Here is an 18044-nt window from a genome sequence, read left to right as displayed (position 1 = left end):
AAGCTACGCGAGAGAGAGCGTTAAACGGTTGGCTGCCAAGCCGAAATCGCTCACCTGGTAATCGCTCACTTTGCTGTTCATATCATCCGCCTGATCATCGAGGGAGCGGCTCGCTGCCGCCATTTCTTCAACCAAGGCAGCATTTTGCTGAGTGACCTCTTCCAACTGCGCCATGGCGCGGTTAATTTGCTCAATCCCAGCCGACTGTTCATGGGTAGCCGACGTCATTTCCCCCATCAGATTCGCCATCTGCCCAAGGCGCTGGGCGATACGCACCAAGATCTCATTGGTCGAGGTGACTAGGTTTTCACCCTCGGCAATTTTTGCCACGTTATTGTCGATCAAATGACGGATCTGGCTGGCTTCCTGCGCACTGCGGCTAGCCAATTTACGCACTTCATCCGCGACCACCGCAAAACCGCGCCCGTGCTCACCGGCTCTAGCTGCTTCAACCGAGGCGTTAAGCGCCAGCAAATTGGTCTGGAAAGAGATGTTGTCGATGGTCGCGACAATGCTGGTCACCTGCTCGTTGGCTTGCAGGATTTGGTGCATTGCCTGCTGGGCTTGTGAAGCGACCTGGGTAGCTTCTTGGGCCTGGTGAGTCACATCATCCGTTATTTGCTGGGCTTGCTGGGCGTTTTCAGCACTCTGACGCACCGTCGCGGTGATTTGCTCCATGCTCGATGCGGTTTGCACCAGTGAGGCGGACTGTTCTTCTGTCCGCTGTGCAAGGTCTTGGTTGCCCTGGGCCATCTGATTGCTGGCTACCGCCACCGACTGTGCATTGCGCTTCACATCAGCCACTAGTGCTTCGGTCACCGCCGACGACTCATTGAACGCCAAGTACAGCTGTGACAACTCATCGCTACCCGGCACTGCCAAGCGTTGGGTTAAATCGTTACCCCGGTTCGCGATGTCAGTCAGTGCTTGGTTGAGCGGTTGGGTAATCGCACGCACCATCAATGCGGTAGCGATAATTGCCATCAAACTGGCGAACAGCGCAATCACTGCATACTGCCAAAGCGCCTGTTGCGCTTCCTTACGAAGCACAAGGGTCTCACTCACTACAGCGGTTGCAATACGATCCTCCAAGGCTTTCAAACGGCCAATTTTCACCGTCTGCCACTCGAACCACTGCTCTGGCTCCACCCCATAGCCACCCACTTCGGCTTGGCTAATAGCCAGTTCGCGACGCTCCAGCAGGCGCTCAATTTCTGGCCCGCTTAAGGCTTGATCAAGTTGTTCGCGACCCTCATTACCGGCCAAACTGCGGAAGCTATCCAAGTATGCCTGCTCTTTGCCGATCAGCTTCAAAAAACGCTGCAGCATTGCAGGCGGCATACCGTCTGCTGCAAATGCATTGGCCAGCAGCGCCCGCTCAATGCCCGCCAAATCTTTGGCTTCCAGCAGCTGCTCGTAGGCATTTAGCTGGCGCGCAATGTCCCCCTCGCTGGTCAGATGCGACAGCGTACCGACAAAGGCCATTAGTTGGCCGTTGATGCCGGTGTAGTGGCTTAACGCATCGCCCATGGCAATATCCAGGTCATCGACACGCTTGCGTAAGGCTGCCTGGCGCTGCCACTGGGCGTCAATTTCGTTGAGTCGTTGTTCGACAGCAGGCGTTAGCAGCTCTGGCGCCAACGCATCGCGCTGCGCTCGGAAAGCCAGAACAGCTGCGTCAGTGTTGGGACGCTGCTGGTTAAGCTGATTGCCAAAAGCGTCACCTTCGCTGCCCAGAAAGCCAGCGGTCATGCCCCGCTCAAGCTGCATTTGGTGCACGGCATCACCGGCACGCTGGGCCAGTTGGGTCAAGGCGTGAAGTCGGTCAAACTCCTGCACCGTGGCGCGCCGTTCCATAATGCCTTGGGTAGCAAACCAAGCCAAGGCAAGCAGCGGAAGCAGCAATACACAGGCAAATTTAAACCGCATCGACATGCGGTTAACGATAGTTTTCATAGCTTAGCCTCAAACAGATAGCGTCGTTGGGGAGGTAAGCGGCGTGCTAGATTATTATTGTCCGCATCAGTTGACGCGTTTAGCTAAGTCTGCCGAACTCTGCCGTGTAGTCAATTACGCTTAGTTTTTAATGGGGAAAATAATAACAAACGGCGCGAGTATAGGGCGTTTGGGGGACTCTTTATTGATTCAAGTCATAAAGCCTGACGGATTTTCAGGCCCAACAAGTAACTGAGTTGAAGGACTTTTATAGGCTAGGATAGCGGCGCGCCAAAACGCGCCGATCAATAATTAACGGCCAATCCACTCGATAAAACTGGTTTCACCCAGCACATGGCGTTCATGACGCACCCGGCTCATCGCCGCGTAGGGTAAATCCATTGCCAATACCCGCGAAAGAGGCTGCTCAATCACTTGGCGCAGCAGGCCATTGCAGACAAATAGATGCGCCACTACCAGCACATGCTTACCCGGCGGATTACTTAACAGCTGCTGCCAGGCCCCGGCCAAGCGCGCGTCAAAGGCTTGCAGGGTTTCTCCACCGGGCGGAGACACTGCGGCAGGATCAAACCAAAAGGCATTCATTCTCTCGGTGCCCTCTTCGGCAAATACCTGGGCGTGGGTTTTGCCTTCCCACCGCCCCAAGTGCAGTTCGGCGAAATCGTCTTCCACCTGAACGGGCAGATCAAACTCCTCCCCCAGCCATAGGGCAAATTCACGGCAGCGTGTTAACGGCGAGGTCACGATCGCATCGTAGGGCAAATGCCCGTCGACCGTCTGCCGCATCACGGCATCGGTCACCTGCTGCCAGCCGGTTTCACTCAGCGGATGGTCGGTGGAGCCGCGGAGCATACGCCCGCCCACCGGCTCACCGTGGCGCAGTAAATCTATCGTTGTTTGTTCGGCTTCAGGAAAGCGCATAGGAGTCACCTCGCCGATCTAGGCAATTTGCAGATTAGGAAAACGATGATTAGAGAATCGCGTGACGCACACGTGCGGAAATCCACTCCGACACCAGAACGGTGGCAAAAATCATAATAAAAATGACGCTAACCTGATCCCAGGCGAGGCTGTTAATCGAGGCATTCAACTGCAGGCCAATACCGCCCGCGCCGACCAAGCCTAATACCGTCGACTCGCGAATATTAATGTCCCAACGGTAGACGCTAATCCCTGCAAACGCCGGCATCACCTGGGGCAGTACACCGTAGTTCATCACCTGCATGCGGCTAGCGCCGGTAGCGCTAATCGCTTCAACGGGCGTGGGATGGATCTCCTCAATCGCTTCGTAAAGCAGCTTGCCCACAAAGCCGATGGAGCGCAGGGCAATGGCAATAATCCCCGCCAACACACCAGGGCCAAGAATGGTCACCAACAGCATCGCCCAAATCAGCGAGTTGATGGAGCGCGATGAAACGATGATGATCAGGGCGGCGCTTCGCACCAGCGGATGCGGCGTGGTATTGCGGGCAGCTAAAAATGCCACCGGAAATGCCATCATAATCCCTAATGCGGTGCCCAAAGTGGCGATATTGAGGGTGTCCCACATGGGCTTCCAGAGCACGTTGGCGTAGCGCCACTCGGGAGGGGTCATGCGGCTGATCAGATCCGCCCCCTGGCGACCGGCATCTTCCACAAATACCCACATAGTGTTGTCGGAAATCACCTTCCAGCAGAGCAGAAATAGGCTGACACCCGCCAGCCAAGCCAAGTACTGCAGCCATTGAGCACGGGTCGTGCGCCGCCGCCAAACCGGCTGACCCTCAGATGTAGTCGATACGGGCATAACGGTTCTCCATAATTCCGGGGCCAGGGGTTACTGAGTCCAGCGACGAACGTGGCTAGAGCTATATTCACACAGCAGCACGATAGCGATGATGATCAACAGAATTGCCGCGGAGGTATCGTACTCATAGCGGCTCAGCGAGGTGTTTAGCGTGGCGCCGATGCCGCCTGCACCGACAATGCCAATCACCGAGGACTCACGGAAGTTGATATCCAGACGGTACATGGAAAGCCCGATCAAGCGCGGCATTACCTGGGGCTGCACGGCGTGATTCATGGTTTGCCACCAACTGGCGCCCGTAGCGCGCACCGCTTCTACCTGACGCCAATCCAAATCTTCGATATCTTCCGCCAGCAGCTTAGCCATAAAGCCAATCGTCGCGAAGGCCAGGGTGATCATGCCCGCAAAGGGCCCGAAGCCGAACATCACCACAAATAGAATGGCGATAATAATCTCTTGAAATGTGCGCGAAACGGCAATAATTGCGCGACACACAAAGTAGATCGGTAGCGGTGAAATATTACGCGCCGCCCCTAAGCCCACGGGTATCGCCAGCAGCACACCCAATACCGTGGAGGTGAGCGTCATGGTTAAACTTTCCAGCAGGCCCGCGACGATATCGTCATAGCGACTGACAAAGTCAGGCTGCATAAAAGCGCCTAAAAAATTAACCGCCCGGCCTGCGCCTTCCGCTACCCGCGCCCAGTTCACCTCAACCGAGGCAAGCGCTAGAAAGAGGTACACCACCGCGCCGATGGCGAGCCCCCAGCGTAAACGTGGACTCTCGATCAGTGGGAGTCGCCGCCACTCGCCGCGCTGCGCCGCCTGCTGGCGTGCCTGCTCACTCATCGTGCCGCTCCCGCTTCAAATGACGACATCACCCGCGCGTAAGGAGGATTAACCGGATCAGTGTTAGTCGCCTCTTTTCTGCTGACTTCATCATTCATTGGTTCAGGCGTGGTATCCCAATCCTCTTCACCGTAGATCGTTGTGAGGATCTCACTGGTGAGTTCGCTGGGAAGACCATCAAAGACGATCTCACCCGCCCGCAGGCCGACAATGCGGTCAGCAAACTGCTGGGCCAGCGCTACGTCGTGGATATTGATGATCGCCGCCAACTCGCGCTCTGCGCATAGTTCGCGAATCAAGCGCATGATCTGGCGGGAGGTTTTCGGGTCGAGACTGGCGGTCGGCTCGTCAACCAGCAACAGCTTAGGACTTTGCAGGAGCGCCCTGGCGATACCCACCCGTTGGCGTTGGCCGCCAGACAGGGCATCGGCACGTTTATCAATAGCATGCGGCAGCCCTACCCGCTCCAACAAGCGAAAGGCTTCAACCACGGCCTCCTGCGGATAGCGGCGCAGGAAACTGCGCCAAAAGCCCACGCAACCAAGCTGACCAGAGAGCACGTTCTCCATCACGGTTAAGCGGTCTACCAACGCATACTCCTGGAAAATCATCCCCATGGAGCGGCGGGCGTGACGCAGCTTATGCCCCGAGAGCTTAGTCAGCTCCGTGCCGTCCAGACGAATACTACCCTGGGTAGGCTCAACCAGCCGGTTCACACAGCGAATTAGCGTGCTTTTACCCGCGCCAGAGGGGCCAATCAGCGCCATCACTTGGCCTTTAGGCAGCGTGAGTTCAATATCGGTAAGCGCCCGATCCCCGGTTGGGTAGCGCTTACCTACACCGCTTAGTGTCAACATTTTCCTACCTCGTATACATAACTAAACGGCCAGAAAGGGTAGCCTTCCTGGCCGTACAAAGCCTGCTGCCTACAAGGTTAATCGCAGTCGTAGGTCACGCCGTTGGCGTCAGCGATAGTGCGAATAACCGCCCAGTTGTCCTGATAGGTAATCGGAATAAACTGTGCTTCACCGGAGTTGGCGAATTCCGACTCAAGGGCAGTGCCTTCCCAGTCGTAGCTGAAAAATGCATCCTGAATTTTCTCGGCAAGCTCCGGGTTCAGGTTATTCGCCAGCCCGTAGGCGGTGGTGGGGAAGGTTTGTGAAGTGTAGATAATGTCGTAATCACCTTCGTTAACCACGCCGCGGGAAATCATTCGCTTGCCCACGGAGTTAGCAATCGCCGCGGCGTCGTAGTCTTCGTTGACCACGCCGAGAATGGAGTTGTCGTGGGAGCCCGAAAAAGCGGTCTCGAAATCTTCGCCCGCTTCCATGCCGTACTCAGAACGCAGCAACGCCGACGGGGCGCGGAAGCCAGAGTTGGAAGTCTCGGAGGTAAACGCTAGCTGGCGACCCTGCAAGTCTTCAACGGCTTCAATGCCGCTTCCTGGGTAGGTGATGATCTCCATCTCGTAGCCAAAGCTGCCATCTTCCGCCGCCATCATGGCGAAGGGGCGAAAGCCACCGCAGTTAACCGCGACCGGTACGCCACCGGTATTGAAACCGGCTACGTGGAGACGGCCAGCGCGCAGTGCTTCCTGCTGGGCAGCGTTGGACTGCACCGGAAAGAACTGCACTTTTTTGCCGGTCGCTTCGCTCAGGTGATCCAAAAAGTCAGACCAGACATCAGCGTAAACCGCTGGATCTTCAACCGGCGTATAGGCAAACACCAAGGTATCCGGATCCACCCACTGAGACTCATCGCTGGGAACATCGGCGACCATATCGCCATCGTTATCCACATAGCGCGATGAAAGATCCGCTGAGGCGCTCACCGCGACTAAAGCGAAAGTACTGGCAACGGCGGCGCTAATTAACGTGCGGGAAAAGGATAATGTCTGCATGGGTCACCTGTAGCGTTATTAGAAGATGACAACATCCTGACGACTTCGAGTGACAGAAATGGGGCACTTATGTGACCACTTCGTGACGTTTTAACGAAAGGTATTAATGTACGGATTGAGAGGCTTCATGACCGCGGCGCTCTACAAACAGACTGTTGCCAGGGATTTTTTTGGCCTGATGCTTCAGTTCGGAAAGCTCGCCTGCAATATCCAGCGATTGAGTGCTGGTTGCCTCAGAGATGGGCTTCACAGCAATCGAGACGCTAACGAACGGGAAAAATGTCACGTTATTTTGCCGGTTTTCGATGTAAATCCCGCCCTGAAGGCGGTCAACCTCTTCATAGAAGCCCGGCGCCATCACTTCGAATGAGTGCAGAATTTGCTGACAAACCCCTTCCCAGTGTTCAAGCGGCAGCAACATCATAAAATCATCACCGCCAATATGGCCGATAAAGCCCCCGACGTTCTCTACCTGCGCCTGCAGCAGCCGCGATAGCGAAATAATGATGTGGTCACCTCGGGCGTAGCCATAAGCATCGTTGAAGGCTTTAAAGTTATCCAAATCAACGTAGGCGGCGGCAAATCCCCGCTCGGCAGCCAAGTAGCTGGCCAGGGTTTCATTAATCAGAATATTGCCCGGCAGGCCGGTCAGCGGGTTGGCGTGCCGCGCTTGGCGCACCTGAATCGCGGTAATCTCGCGCAACAGGTCAACGATATTGCCCATCCCCAGGTAGTCACCGTTGGCGTTTACGATGACAAAGTCCTCCTGCTCAATATCCCGGCTGTCGGTCAACTTCTGACTCAAGATCTCAAGCGGGGTATCCGCTTCGGCTACCAGCATGCGGGCATCAGCCACGTCCAGTACGCGGCGTTTGGCATACAGCGCATGGCTATAGGGATTGGTAAACAGGGTTAAAAACGCATTGCGTCGCACCACCGCCACAGGCTTACCATTTTCCAGCACGGCCACACAACGCAAGCTAGGCTGTTGGCGAAATCGATCAGAGAGATAAGGCACTGCGCAATCTGTCGTGATGGGAGCGATCGCCCGCAAAATCGAGCGCGCGGTGCGCCCGGCAGGGCTTCTTAATTGGGTAGTCGCCGGTAGCACCATGTTGAGTTCTAAAGGCGGCTGTTGGTTGGGTCGGGCGAAATAGAAGCCTTGCAGCAGTGCGAGCCCGCGGTCAAGCTCCCACAAGCAGAGATGCTCTGCGGCGGTCTCCACCCCTTCGGCGATGACTTGGCAGTCCAGGCTGCGGGCCACGTCGAGAATCGAGCGCAAGAATTCTCGCTTGGCAGGATCCTGGTCGATGCCGGAGATAAAGTGCCGGTCGAGCTTAACGAAATCGGGGCGCAGCTCTGACCAGTGACGCAGGCTTGAGTGCCCAGCGCCGAGATCATCCAGCGCTACCTGAAAGCCCATGGTGCGATAGTGAGCCACCGCCTGGCGCATTAGCTCATAGTCGTGGATTGGCACGTGTTCGGTGAGTTCAATCACCACCCGCTCTGGGGGCAAGCCGCTGTCACGAATAAAGCCAAGCGTTAAGCCTTCGCGAAAATCACGCTCGACGATGGTCAGCGGCATCACGTTAAGAAACAGCAGGCCGGGTAGTTCGAGCTCAGCAAAGCGGTTGATGGCCAAGCGCCGGCAGAGGATATCTAACTCCACCAGCTTTCCGGCCTGGGTGGCTACTTCAAACAGGCGTAACGGCGAGTGAAGTGGTGACGTTTTCGGCCCACGAATCAGCGCTTCGTAGCCATAGATTGCCTGCTGACTGGCATCCACAATGGGCTGAAAGAGCACATGCAACTCTTCTGTTGCAATAATCTTTTTCAACCACTGCGCTTCTTGTGCGGTCATTTGCCTGCTGCCCTATTCTGCCACCCTAATAACCAGCGGTGGTGCCTATGATGTGTCACCTTCCCTGGAGATTGTTGGTAAGCTGCAAGCGTGCGTCATTTTTGTGACGCTATCATGACAAACACCAGTGACGTCAGGCAGTTGGCGCTAATTTAAAATCAAGTGAGCGGCTTATTCCGCGCTGGAAAGACCACCTCACTGCCGTCGGCGTCGAGCTGGCGGATATCGATTGGGTGGCCCTTCTCATCAAGCGTTACTAAACCAATACCGCTGCCGTTCCACAGCCGTTCGCCAGCACTTGCACGATCAGGGTCGCGGGGGTGAACGCTTAGCTTGCGGCGCTTGGTGAACCAATTCAGCGGCGACCATGGCGCGTAGAGCCAGCGATTGAGCCGGTCAAAGGTATTGAGCAGGTCTTTGGGAAAGGTGTTTTTGATTCCGCTGGAGGTGATCTGCCACAGATAAGGGGCACGCCGCTGATGGCGCACCACAATGTCGTAGACAAACGAGTAGTGCACGTCGCCAGACAAAATGACGTAGTTGCCGGGGGTTTTGGAGTGCCGCCAAATCTGCAGCAGCGTATTGGCCGCACCCCTATGGGCCATCCAGTTTTCGGCATCCACCACCAGCGGCTTACCGGCGAGGGTAAACAGCTTTTGGATTCCCTCTATCAACTTGACGCCAAACATCGGCGCGGGGGAGACAATCACCGCACTTTTGGCGCCCATAAGCGCCTGCTGCATCTCCATTAGCGCTTCCCAGTCCATCAAGCCCGAAGGCCGGTGCGGGCTGCGTTCGCTGCGCCAGCGTCGGGTGCGGGTATCCAGCACAATCAGTGTGGGGGTGCCGGGCACCTGAAACTCCCAGCCCTGAAAGCGCAGCAGCCGCTCAATCAACCCATCCTGTTCAGCGCACGCTAGCGATTGGTCGCCATCGCCCAGCAGGGTCGAAGCGTGATGGACTAACGGGTTCAGCTTATCCGGGTCGTTACCCCAAGCCTGGCAAAGCAGATAGGCCACCAGGGCATTACCGATAATGCGTTTAGAGAACGGGTTGCCGTAAGCGGCACGCTCCCAGTCGGCGGTCAGGTTCCAGTCGTCGGTGACATCGTGGTCGTCGAAGATCATCAAGCTGGGCAGATGCGCCATCAGTCGCGCGCACTGGGGCAAACCCGCAACAAAGTCATCGATCACCGCCTGCTCCTGACGATACAACTCGGCATCTTTGTCATCTAAATCAGGCGGCGTTGGCGCAATGACTTGCCAGGGCGTCGGCGACCAAACAAGGCAGTACATGGCGAGCATTTCGGCCAGTGTCATCAAGTGATTATGGGCATTCGCCGAGGTAAACACGGGCTTTTTGACGCCGCCGAAGAAGCGTTCGCGCAGGGCCGTGTTGCTAGTCACATCCGGCAACAGTTCAGCACGCCGGTAGTAGCTATACGGCGAGCGGTAGAGCGCCTGACTATCATCGACAGTCGCGCCTTCCAGCCACTCATCCACCAGCCCTAATCGCTCAATCAACGCATGCACGGCGCGTAGCATTGGCCCGGCCACGTCGTCGGCGTACACCTGGTCTCCGGTCATCAGCAGCCAAGCGGGCCACTCGGTGGGTGCTGACTGCTGCTCGGCAAGCCAGCTATCGGCGCGCACCAGGCCATCGGCACTGTCGTGATGAGGCTTGCGGCAGGAGCCATGCATCAGGCGGTGATGCCGCGAGGCAATCACAAAGGCGGGATAGGTGGCGCCGTCATAACAAAGCCACGGCGCCCACTCGGGTAAAGAGCGCCACTCGCCCTGCAGGGTTTCCACCTGCAGGTCGTACTCGATGCGCTCATCGCAAGGCAGCGCTGACTCAAGCTCACAATCGATCAGGTAGATAAAGGCCCGCTGGCCGATGGCAATGCACTGCTGGTGGTGCGCTAAGCCGATCGACTGGCTATCGGCGTGCCCGGGGCGTAGCACCAAGGTCATGTTTAGTGGCCGAGTGGCGACTAGCCACAGTACCAGCCGAGTCGTGCTGATGCGCCTTAACAGGGGACCGGCGACTATATCGGGCAGCGTATCTGTGCGATTCATTCGGTGCGGTCTCCATTAGTTATGCAAGAGGATTACGCGCTATGACGGGCAATTCCACTACCACTTTCAACCCGCCTGTGCTGGCGCGGCTAAGGTGCAGTTGGCCGCTGTACAGGGCGACAAGGTCTGTCACAATCGCCAAACCCAGGCCACTGCCCGAGCGCTGTTCATCCAAACGTTTACCGCGCTGCACCGCCTGCTGGCACTCGTCTTCTGACATGCCAGGGCCATCGTCGCTAACGGTCAAGGTTAACAGCTCCTCGTCCCTCTCTACCTGTAACTGCACATCGCTATCTGCCCAGCGCAGCGCATTGTCCATGACGTTGCCCACCAGCTCTTGGATATCCTGCCCATCCATATGCACCTTAACGTCGCCCGCCCAGGTTTGGCGAAGCTCAATGCCACGCCGCTGGGCAAGCCTGGAAAGCCCGTTGAGCAGCGGCGCTAGGGTGGCGTGTAAATCAATCGGCGCAAAGCGTACGCCTTCGCCCGCCGCTGAAGCGCGTGCCAAATGATGACGTACCGCGCTATCCACGCGCTCTAGCTCAACCTCCCAGGCGGCGCGGTTCGCTTCCGGCAGTTGGCGTAGCTGCAGGCGCATCACGCTCAGCGGGGTTTTCAGCGCATGGGCCAGGTTGCCCGCGGTATGGCGGCCACGCTCGATCAAGCGCTGGTCGCGAGCCAGCACCGCGTTCATTGAGGCTGCAAGCGTCGCCAGCTCATCAGGCAAGCGGGTATCTAACTGTTCAGCGCTCCCCTGCTCCACCTCATGCAGGTTGGCGTGCATGCGGCGTAGCGGCGCTAGCCCCCAGCGTACCTGCAGCGCCAACACGCCGAGTAGCAGAACGCCTAAACCCACTAAACCGCCCCACAGCAGGCGTTGAAATTCGCCAATATCGCGGGCCAACACATCATCCCGGGCGGCGACGCTAATATGTAGCGGTGCTTCTAATGGCGCCAAATAGATATCACGCTCTACCACGCGAAGCGATTGCCCCCGGGGGCCGGGTATCGAGCGGGCGCTAAGGATGTCGCTATCGATCACCGGCAGGCGCTGATCCCACAGCGAGCGCGAGGCCAACGTATGCTGCTCGCCATCGGTGATTTGCCAGTACCAGCCGGAGTAGACATTATCAAAACGCGGGTCGCCCAGCGCCCTGTCGTGGACAAGCTGCTGCTCTATGCGGTCGTAAGTAACGCCCGCCATAATGACGTTGAGGGTGGCACCCAACCGCTCGTCGAAGGCTTGAGTTGCGGCGGCGTGGTAGTGGTGGGAAAGCAGCGTCCCCGCAACGGGCAGCGCCAGCCCTATCATCACTAGCACCGCCAGCAGTAGCCGCAAGCTTATGGAGCGCTTTGCCCAGCGCCTTACCCAACGTTCGGGCCAAACCGAATTGAGTCGACTCATTCGGTAGCGGGCTCTTCTGATAATAAGCGGTAGCCCTGGCCGCGCAGGGTGGCAATTCGCCAACTGCCCAACTTGCGACGTAGGCGGCTGACCTGAACATCGATCACATTGGAGTCCGGCTCGTGGTCGCGGTCATAAACGTGCTCCGAGAGTTCGGTGCGGCTCACCACCCGCGGTGCGGCGTGCATTAAATAGCCCAGCAGTCGGGTTTCCTGGGCGGTTAATCCCACCGGACGCCCTGCCAAGGTGACGTGCTGGGTGTGGGTATCCAAACTCAGCTCACCCACTTTCAGTACTGGATGGGCATGGCCGTGTCTGCGGCGCACAAGAGCGCGCAGGCGAAACAGTACTTCCGCCGACTCGAACGGCTTGGTGACGTAGTCATCTGCCCCGGCAGTAAATCCTGCGGCTTTATCGGCCCAGCGTTCCCGGGCGGTAAGGATCAACACCGGCAGGTCGATACCGTCTTCCCGCCATGCCGAAAGCCAGCGTGTACCATCGCCGTCGGGTAGCCCGACATCCAGAATCAGCGTGTCGTAGGCTTCCGTGCGCACTAGGAAATCGGCTTCCTGGCCGTTCGCCGCATGCTCTACAAGCCAGTCGCCGTCGCGCAGCGCTTGGCTCAGCTCGCGAGCTAGCGCCTGGTCATCCTCCACCAACAAACACTTCATCGGCTAACTATCCTTTCTGGCAAGTGACATCAACAGGCTAGCGGCGCATATCATTGATGCGCACCCCCTCAATGGCCATCAATTGGCCGTTATGGCCATCAAACTCGAACTCGACCACTTGGCCCTGGGGACCGAGCAGTTTTATTTCATACTCGACGTAGCCCCCTTCACGCTCCATCTCAACCTCCAGCACTTCGCCTATATAGTGCGCTTCCAGCCAGTCCAAAATAGTATCGAGAGGCACGACCTCGCCGCGGCGCACTTCACCGTGTAGCGACTCCCAGTGTTGGTCACCCACCGCGCTACCCGCCAGCAACAGCACCAAGGCGAACCCAGTGACGTTGCGGCGTGGGCGTCGCAGGACGCTGCACAGTAGCTTTTTACAGTGGCGTAGAATTTTACTCATAGGGCCAGCATGCCAAAGGCAACATGAACGCTAGATGAACAGCTTTGTCAGCTTAAGGAAAGTATCGTGGTGGTATAAATTCCCTGTCGCATTCGCTGAATGCCGTTTATTCATTGCTGTATAAACATTGTCGTATAGACATTCTCGTTTAAATACGTAAAGAAGGAATTTGCCATGAACACCATGAAAAAAATGCTGCTGATCCCGACCTCTGCTCTGCTGCTTGCCGCGGCTGCCGGTAGTGCCCAGGCCGACGACTCGCTGCCGATGGATCGTATTGATGACGTATTGACCCACGCCAATGACTACGGTTTCAGCCACTACGAAGAAATTAGCATTGAAAGCCGTGGCCGCGCCGAAGTAGAAGGCTGGCTGGACGATGAGTGGTACGCCGACGTGGAATTTTCACTCGACAACGGTGAAACACTGCAAGAGCAACGTGAGCGCCTGATTACCGGTGCTTGGGGCATGAGCGAAGATGATATCCGCCAAGCGTTAGACGTGGCCAGCCAGGAAGGTATGGTCGAATTTGAATCTCTCGATATGGGTAAAAGCGGCATCATCGATATCGAAGGCCGCGGCGACGATGGCCGTGAGTTAGAAATCAGCGTGCGCCAAGGTTCTTCTGAAGTGACTCAAATTGAGCGCGATTAATTTTTCCAGCTAGTCGCTTTGCGGGCTCCCCACGGGGAGCCCGCTGCGTTTATGGTAGGCTGCCAAACTATGTTGCTAAACATCATGTCGCTAAACATCATGTAGCTAAAAGTCATGGAGCTTAATGTCATGCAGCTAAATGTATAGTGACGACCTTACCAAGGTGCTGAGGAGAAACCCGTGCTGAACGAAGGCGTTGACGGCGCTCTAGGGAATGAAGAACTCGGCTCAACGGTGCTGCGGGACTTAGCTTGGCTTGTCGCCACGCCTGATCTGGTGGAGCTACCACCACCGATTCCCTGTGGCGGTCGCCCCACCATCAAAGAGTTAGGGCTGGAGCAAGCGCTACTACCCTGGCTTCGTCAGCTTGGCCGCCCACCGTTAATCGCCTTGAACGGCAGCCGCGCAACGCGCATGGGTCACTATCACGAACGCCTGTGGCATACGCTGTTAGATCATGCACCGAATACGCGACTGCTCGCCCGAAACGTGCGCATTACCCGTCAGCGCAACACCCTGGGCGAGCTGGATATGCTCTACAGAACCTGCGACAACCCGGCGCCGGTGCATTTAGAAGTCGCCATCAAGTTCTATCTGGGTCTACCTGAAGGGCCTGGGGATTTGAAGAGCCAAAGTCGTTGGATAGGTCCCGGCGGGCTAGACAGCCTGGCGCTTAAGTGCACTCACCTGCGACGACATCAACTCCCCCTTTCAACCACGGCACCCGCGCTGAAAACACTATCGCATTGGCTAACGCCACGGGATCTGGACGTTAGTGATAGGCGTTTAGTCGAGCAGTTAACCCAGCGGCTGGCCATGCCCGGCGTGCTTTATTATCCCTGGCACGCCTCCATGCCCGCGCCCGAGGGCGCGACGGCTGACCACCGCCGGGGCACATGGTGCTATTGTCGTGACTGGCCTGCGCTGATCGCCCGCTTTCCCAGCATGCCGCGTCTAGTTTGGCTGGAAAAGCCCCACTGGTTGGCATCACCGCCACTCAGCGCTTTTCGCCCTGCGGCGGAGCTACTACCCGCTATTATTGATAGGGTGCAAGCGTGGCGCTCCCCCCAGCAGGTGATGCTTTATTGCCCAGAGGAAGAACACTACAAACGGCTGTTTTTAGTACCCAACGACTGGCCGCATCAGGTACCTCTACCGCCATCGGCGCGCTAGTTGGTATACGGCACTAAAGTTATATGATCAAAAGGTTATAAGACCACAAGGTTATCGCGGTGAATCAGCTCATGGGCTTCCACGTAACCGAGGATTGCTTCAATCTGATGGCTGGGTTGGCCCGCCAACTGGCGGGCTTCATCGGCGCCATAGTTCACTAAGCCTTTAGCCACTGACGCACCCTGCTCATCCACGCATACCACCATATCGCCGCGTTTAAAGCCGCCCTGCACATTGCGCACCCCGACCGCTAATAGACTAGAGCCTTTATCGCGCAGCACTTTGACCGCACCGGCATCCAGCACCAGCGTGCCGCGCACCTGCAACTGCCCCGCCAGCCAGCGCTTGCGCGCTGCCATGGGCACTTGGTCTGGGCGCAACAGCGTGCCGAGTGCTTCGCCCGCCATTACCCGGTTGATAACGCCAGGCTGACGGCCGCTAGCAATCACCGTGACCGCCCCAGAGCGCGCCGCCAACTGCGCCGCACGAACTTTGGTGGTCATACCCCCACGCCCGAGTGCTCCACCGCTGCCTGCTACGGCGGCTAAGCGTGGGTCGTCGGCCCGCCCTTCGCCAATCATCTGGGCGTTTGGATTGTGGCGTGGATCGGCGTCAAACAGGCCTTCCTGGTCGGTCAAAATCAGCAGCGCATCCGCTTCCAGTAGGTTAGCAACCAGTGCACCTAGGGTGTCGTTATCGCCAAAGCGAATCTCATCGGTGACCACGGTGTCGTTTTCATTGATGACCGGCACTACGCGCATCTCTACCAGCGTACGCAGCGCAGAGAGCGCATTCAGGTAGCGCTTGCGGTTGGAAAGGTCGTCATGGGTAAGCAGAATCTGTGCGGTGAGCATGTCGTGTCGGGCAAAGTGCTGCTCGTAGCATTGAGTCAGGCCATTTTGGCCAACCGCTGCGGCCGCCTGCAGTTCATGCACGGCGCTGGGGCGCATCTGCCAGCCAAGACGCACCATGCCAGCCGCCACGGCGCCGGAAGAGACCAGTACCACTTCAATCCCCTGCTGGTGCAAGGCGGCGATTTGATCCACCCAGCCGCCAATAGCAGCTTCGTCCAGGCCGCGACCATCGTTAGTCAGCAGCGCACTGCCGATTTTCACGACTACTCGCCGTGCACGGCTAAGCGCGCCGCGCCCTAGGATTTGCTCGTTACTTTCCATGCGACCCCACCTTAATCAGACAATCACAAAAGGGGCCGCGCGAACGCAGCCCTCTTTTTGCTTACTACCGAATGCACCCGCTCAATACCACTAAGGAGCGTATTCGACTTCAACGTCGTAATCATCGTCGTCGAAATCTTCGTCATCTTCATCGTCGCGCTTACGCCGACGACCCAAACGATCTTCGGTACGCGCAACCGACTCTTCTTCCATGCGGCGGCGCATCTCCTCTTCACGGGCCAGCGCCTCTTCATCTTCGTTCTCAAGGCGACGCTGCTCGGTCAACCAGCGGTAAGCCGCCTGAACCAGCTTATCGGTGCCGTCGCTACTGATCGCCGAAATGCGAAACACCGGGCCTTCCCAGTTGAGCGCCTGAATAATCTTCTGAGCGCGCTCTTCACGCTCATCTTCCGGCAGCAGGTCAAACTTGTTCAGCACCAGCCAGCGCGGACGCTCAGAAAGCGCCGGAGAGAACTGCCCCAGCTCATGGACAATCGCCTTGGCCGCTTCCACCGGATCAGACTCATCAAACGGCGCCACGTCGACCACGTGAAACAGCAGCCGCGTACGGGTTAGGTGCTTCAAAAAACGAAGCCCCAATCCTGCGCCTTCAGAGGCCCCTTCGATCAAGCCAGGTACGTCGGCCATGACAAAGTGCTCGTGCATGCCCAGTTTCACCACGCCCAAGTTGGGCACTAAGGTGGTGAACGGGTAGTTGGCGACCTTGGGCTTGGCGGCGGACACCGAGCGAATCAGCGTCGATTTACCCGCGTTGGGCATGCCCAACAGGCCCACATCGGCCATCACCTTCATTTCCAGGCGTAGGTTGCGGCGGTCACCGTCGGTGCCTGGCGTCGTACGGCGCGGTGCGCGGTTGGTAGACGATTTAAAGTGGATGTTACCCAAACCACGGCGACCACCTTCGCCCACCAGCACCACCTGACCGATCTCGGTCACATCGGCGATGACTTCCAGGGTGTCTTCATCGATCACCGTGGTACCTACCGGCACCTTGACGTGCAGGTCTTCACCGGCCTTGCCGCTCATTTGACGGCCCATGCCGCCCTGCCCATTCTGGGCTTTATAGAAGCGCTGGAATTTAAAATCGATCAAGGTATTCAGGGCATCGTCACCAATCAGGTAAACGCTACCACCATGACCGCCATCGCCCCCATCGGGGCCGCCCCTGGGCACATATTTTTCGCGGCGAAAGCTCAGACAGCCATTGCCGCCTTTGCCCGCCTCAACAATAATCGAGGCTTCATCGACGAACTGCATTGGATTCTCCCGGCCGCTTCCGCCGCCCTAATATGCACTACTGTTTTCCCAAATCTTTTCCCAACCCTTTATTCCCACCAGCATACTGATAAAGACATGGTGGTAAAAACATCGTGGTAAAGCGTATTGGAAAAGAGATTTAACCGACAAAAAAGCCCCGCCATAGCGGGGCCTTTTTTTCTCGCAACCGCGAGCATAGCACTAGCCGTTTAGGCAGAAACGATGCTAACGAACTTGCGGTTTTTCGGGCCTTTGGTCTCAAACTTCACAAAACCGTCGCTCAGAGCGAACAGTGTGTGGTCACGACCAAGGCCTACGCCTGTGCCCGCGTGGAAACGTGTGCCGCGCTGACGCACGATGATGTTACCCGCAGTCGCCGCTTGGCCACCGAAAAGTTTTACACCTAACCGTTTGGACTCGGAATCGCGACCGTTACGCGTGGAGCCGGCTGCCTTTTTATGTGCCATTGCAAAATCCTCCTAAGGGAATTGACCGCTTACGCAGAAATTCCGGTAATTTTGACTTCAGTGAACCACTGGCGGTGGCCCTGACGCTTCATGCTGTGCTTACGACGACGGAACTTGATGATGGTCACTTTATCGCCACGGCCGTGGGAAACCACTTCGGCAGAGACTTTAGCACCACTGATCATCGGCGCACCGATGTTGAAGTCATCGCCGTCAGCGACCATCAGCACTTCTTCAAACTCAATCGTTTCGCCGGTAGCGACTTCGATTTTCTCGAGCTTGAGGGTTTGGCCTTCTTGAACACGGTACTGCTTGCCACCGCTTTTAATAATTGCGTACATGTCGCTCTCCGGACTTATCGTTAATGCCGGTTACGCCCCGC

At 57.2% G+C, this 18044-nt stretch carries 17 protein-coding genes; 2 read left to right on the top strand and 15 right to left on the bottom strand.

What is annotated here, in order from left to right; translation table 11 throughout:
* Positions 1-3: 3 nt before the first annotated feature.
* The 11 genes from QEN58_RS01345 to QEN58_RS01295 form a co-directional block, all read right to left on the bottom strand.
* Complete coding sequence (locus tag QEN58_RS01345) at positions 4-1956, bottom strand: methyl-accepting chemotaxis protein (protein ID WP_280105425.1); 1953 nt, start codon at positions 1954-1956, stop codon at positions 4-6.
* 291 nt (positions 1957-2247) lie between these two features.
* Positions 2248-2877 carry a histidine phosphatase family protein gene (locus QEN58_RS01340; protein ID WP_280105424.1) on the bottom strand — a complete coding sequence of 210 codons (630 nt, stop codon included), beginning with the start codon at positions 2875-2877 and terminating at the stop codon, positions 2248-2250.
* A 49-nt stretch (positions 2878-2926) separates the two neighbouring features.
* Positions 2927-3742, bottom strand: coding sequence for a phosphonate ABC transporter, permease protein PhnE (phnE, locus tag QEN58_RS01335; RefSeq protein ID WP_280105423.1), 816 nt, complete (start codon positions 3740-3742; stop codon positions 2927-2929).
* Positions 3743-3772: 30 nt separating this feature from the next.
* Complete coding sequence (phnE, locus tag QEN58_RS01330; RefSeq protein ID WP_280105422.1) at positions 3773-4591, bottom strand: phosphonate ABC transporter, permease protein PhnE; 819 nt, start codon at positions 4589-4591, stop codon at positions 3773-3775.
* Positions 4588-5448, bottom strand: a complete 861-nt coding sequence (gene phnC, locus QEN58_RS01325; protein ID WP_280105421.1) for a phosphonate ABC transporter ATP-binding protein — start codon at positions 5446-5448, stop codon at positions 4588-4590. The genes phnE (QEN58_RS01330) and phnC overlap by 4 nt, the downstream gene beginning before the upstream one ends.
* A gap of 77 nt (positions 5449-5525) precedes the next feature.
* On the bottom strand, positions 5526-6491 hold the full coding sequence (phnD, locus tag QEN58_RS01320) for a phosphate/phosphite/phosphonate ABC transporter substrate-binding protein (RefSeq protein WP_280105420.1): 966 nt from the start codon (positions 6489-6491) through the stop codon (positions 5526-5528).
* 103 nt (positions 6492-6594) lie between these two features.
* Positions 6595-8352, bottom strand: a complete 1758-nt coding sequence (locus tag QEN58_RS01315) for an EAL domain-containing protein (RefSeq protein ID WP_280105419.1) — start codon at positions 8350-8352, stop codon at positions 6595-6597.
* Between the two features lie 158 nt (positions 8353-8510).
* The gene (locus QEN58_RS01310) at positions 8511-10430 is read right to left on the bottom strand and encodes an alkaline phosphatase D family protein (protein ID WP_280105418.1); all 1920 of its coding nucleotides are present in this window, start codon (positions 10428-10430) and stop codon (positions 8511-8513) included.
* Positions 10431-10449: 19 nt separating this feature from the next.
* Positions 10450-11838: a sensor histidine kinase gene (locus tag QEN58_RS01305; protein ID WP_280105417.1), complete on the bottom strand. Its 1389-nt coding sequence runs from the start codon at positions 11836-11838 to the stop codon at positions 10450-10452.
* Positions 11835-12509, bottom strand: coding sequence for a winged helix-turn-helix domain-containing protein (locus QEN58_RS01300; RefSeq protein WP_280105416.1), 675 nt, complete (start codon positions 12507-12509; stop codon positions 11835-11837). Before QEN58_RS01300 ends, QEN58_RS01305 begins: the two co-directional genes overlap by 4 nt.
* A 37-nt stretch (positions 12510-12546) precedes the next feature.
* The gene (locus QEN58_RS01295) at positions 12547-12915 is read right to left on the bottom strand and encodes a PepSY domain-containing protein (protein ID WP_280105415.1); all 369 of its coding nucleotides are present in this window, start codon (positions 12913-12915) and stop codon (positions 12547-12549) included.
* 174 nt (positions 12916-13089) lie between these two features.
* Between QEN58_RS01295 and QEN58_RS01290 the strand changes: the two genes are divergently transcribed.
* Positions 13090-13569, top strand: a complete 480-nt coding sequence (locus QEN58_RS01290; RefSeq protein WP_280105414.1) for a PepSY domain-containing protein — start codon at positions 13090-13092, stop codon at positions 13567-13569.
* A gap of 180 nt (positions 13570-13749) precedes the next feature.
* Entirely contained in the window at positions 13750-14742 is a 993-nt protein-coding gene (locus QEN58_RS01285; RefSeq protein WP_280105413.1) for a DUF1853 family protein, read from the top strand.
* 35 nt (positions 14743-14777) lie between these two features.
* Here the strand turns inward: QEN58_RS01285 and proB are convergent, their stop codons facing one another.
* The 4 genes from proB to rplU form a co-directional block, all read right to left on the bottom strand.
* Positions 14778-15917 (bottom strand): glutamate 5-kinase, encoded by a 1140-nt coding sequence (proB, locus tag QEN58_RS01280; protein ID WP_280105412.1) that lies wholly within the window; start codon positions 15915-15917, stop codon positions 14778-14780.
* A 90-nt stretch (positions 15918-16007) separates the two neighbouring features.
* Positions 16008-17195: an Obg family GTPase CgtA gene (gene cgtA / locus QEN58_RS01275; protein ID WP_035582832.1), complete on the bottom strand. Its 1188-nt coding sequence runs from the start codon at positions 17193-17195 to the stop codon at positions 16008-16010.
* A 209-nt stretch (positions 17196-17404) separates the two neighbouring features.
* Entirely contained in the window at positions 17405-17662 is a 258-nt protein-coding gene (gene rpmA, locus QEN58_RS01270; protein WP_008957069.1) for a 50S ribosomal protein L27, read from the bottom strand.
* 29 nt (positions 17663-17691) lie between these two features.
* Positions 17692-18003, bottom strand: coding sequence for a 50S ribosomal protein L21 (gene rplU / locus QEN58_RS01265; RefSeq protein WP_071695057.1), 312 nt, complete (start codon positions 18001-18003; stop codon positions 17692-17694).
* Positions 18004-18044 lie beyond the last annotated feature (41 nt).

This window comes from Halomonas alkaliantarctica, from assembly GCF_029854215.1.
Lineage (GTDB): Bacteria > Pseudomonadota > Gammaproteobacteria > Pseudomonadales > Halomonadaceae > Vreelandella > Vreelandella alkaliantarctica_A.
This window is presented reverse-complemented; position numbering and strand designations above follow the sequence as displayed.

What these genes read in the sequence shown, in the direction of transcription:
- proB (WP_280105412.1), bottom strand. Translation starts at nt 15,917, where the DNA reads ATGGAAAGTAACGAGCAAATCCTAGGGCGCGGCGCGCTTAGCCGTGCA.
- phnC (WP_280105421.1), bottom strand. Translation starts at nt 5,448, where the DNA reads ATGTTGACACTAAGCGGTGTAGGTAAGCGCTACCCAACCGGGGATCGG.
- phnD (WP_280105420.1), bottom strand. Translation starts at nt 6,491, where the DNA reads ATGCAGACATTATCCTTTTCCCGCACGTTAATTAGCGCCGCCGTTGCC.
- QEN58_RS01345 (WP_280105425.1), bottom strand. Translation starts at nt 1,956, where the DNA reads ATGAAAACTATCGTTAACCGCATGTCGATGCGGTTTAAATTTGCCTGT.
- QEN58_RS01295 (WP_280105415.1), bottom strand. Translation starts at nt 12,915, where the DNA reads ATGAGTAAAATTCTACGCCACTGTAAAAAGCTACTGTGCAGCGTCCTG.
- QEN58_RS01310 (WP_280105418.1), bottom strand. Translation starts at nt 10,430, where the DNA reads ATGAATCGCACAGATACGCTGCCCGATATAGTCGCCGGTCCCCTGTTA.
- rpmA (WP_008957069.1), bottom strand. Translation starts at nt 17,662, where the DNA reads ATGGCACATAAAAAGGCAGCCGGCTCCACGCGTAACGGTCGCGATTCC.
- QEN58_RS01315 (WP_280105419.1), bottom strand. Translation starts at nt 8,352, where the DNA reads ATGACCGCACAAGAAGCGCAGTGGTTGAAAAAGATTATTGCAACAGAA.
- QEN58_RS01305 (WP_280105417.1), bottom strand. Translation starts at nt 11,838, where the DNA reads ATGAGTCGACTCAATTCGGTTTGGCCCGAACGTTGGGTAAGGCGCTGG.
- QEN58_RS01300 (WP_280105416.1), bottom strand. Translation starts at nt 12,509, where the DNA reads ATGAAGTGTTTGTTGGTGGAGGATGACCAGGCGCTAGCTCGCGAGCTG.
- QEN58_RS01340 (WP_280105424.1), bottom strand. Translation starts at nt 2,877, where the DNA reads ATGCGCTTTCCTGAAGCCGAACAAACAACGATAGATTTACTGCGCCAC.
- QEN58_RS01290 (WP_280105414.1), top strand. Translation starts at nt 13,090, where the DNA reads ATGAACACCATGAAAAAAATGCTGCTGATCCCGACCTCTGCTCTGCTG.
- rplU (WP_071695057.1), bottom strand. Translation starts at nt 18,003, where the DNA reads ATGTACGCAATTATTAAAAGCGGTGGCAAGCAGTACCGTGTTCAAGAA.
- phnE (WP_280105423.1), bottom strand. Translation starts at nt 3,742, where the DNA reads ATGCCCGTATCGACTACATCTGAGGGTCAGCCGGTTTGGCGGCGGCGC.
- cgtA (WP_035582832.1), bottom strand. Translation starts at nt 17,195, where the DNA reads ATGCAGTTCGTCGATGAAGCCTCGATTATTGTTGAGGCGGGCAAAGGC.
- phnE (WP_280105422.1), bottom strand. Translation starts at nt 4,591, where the DNA reads ATGAGTGAGCAGGCACGCCAGCAGGCGGCGCAGCGCGGCGAGTGGCGG.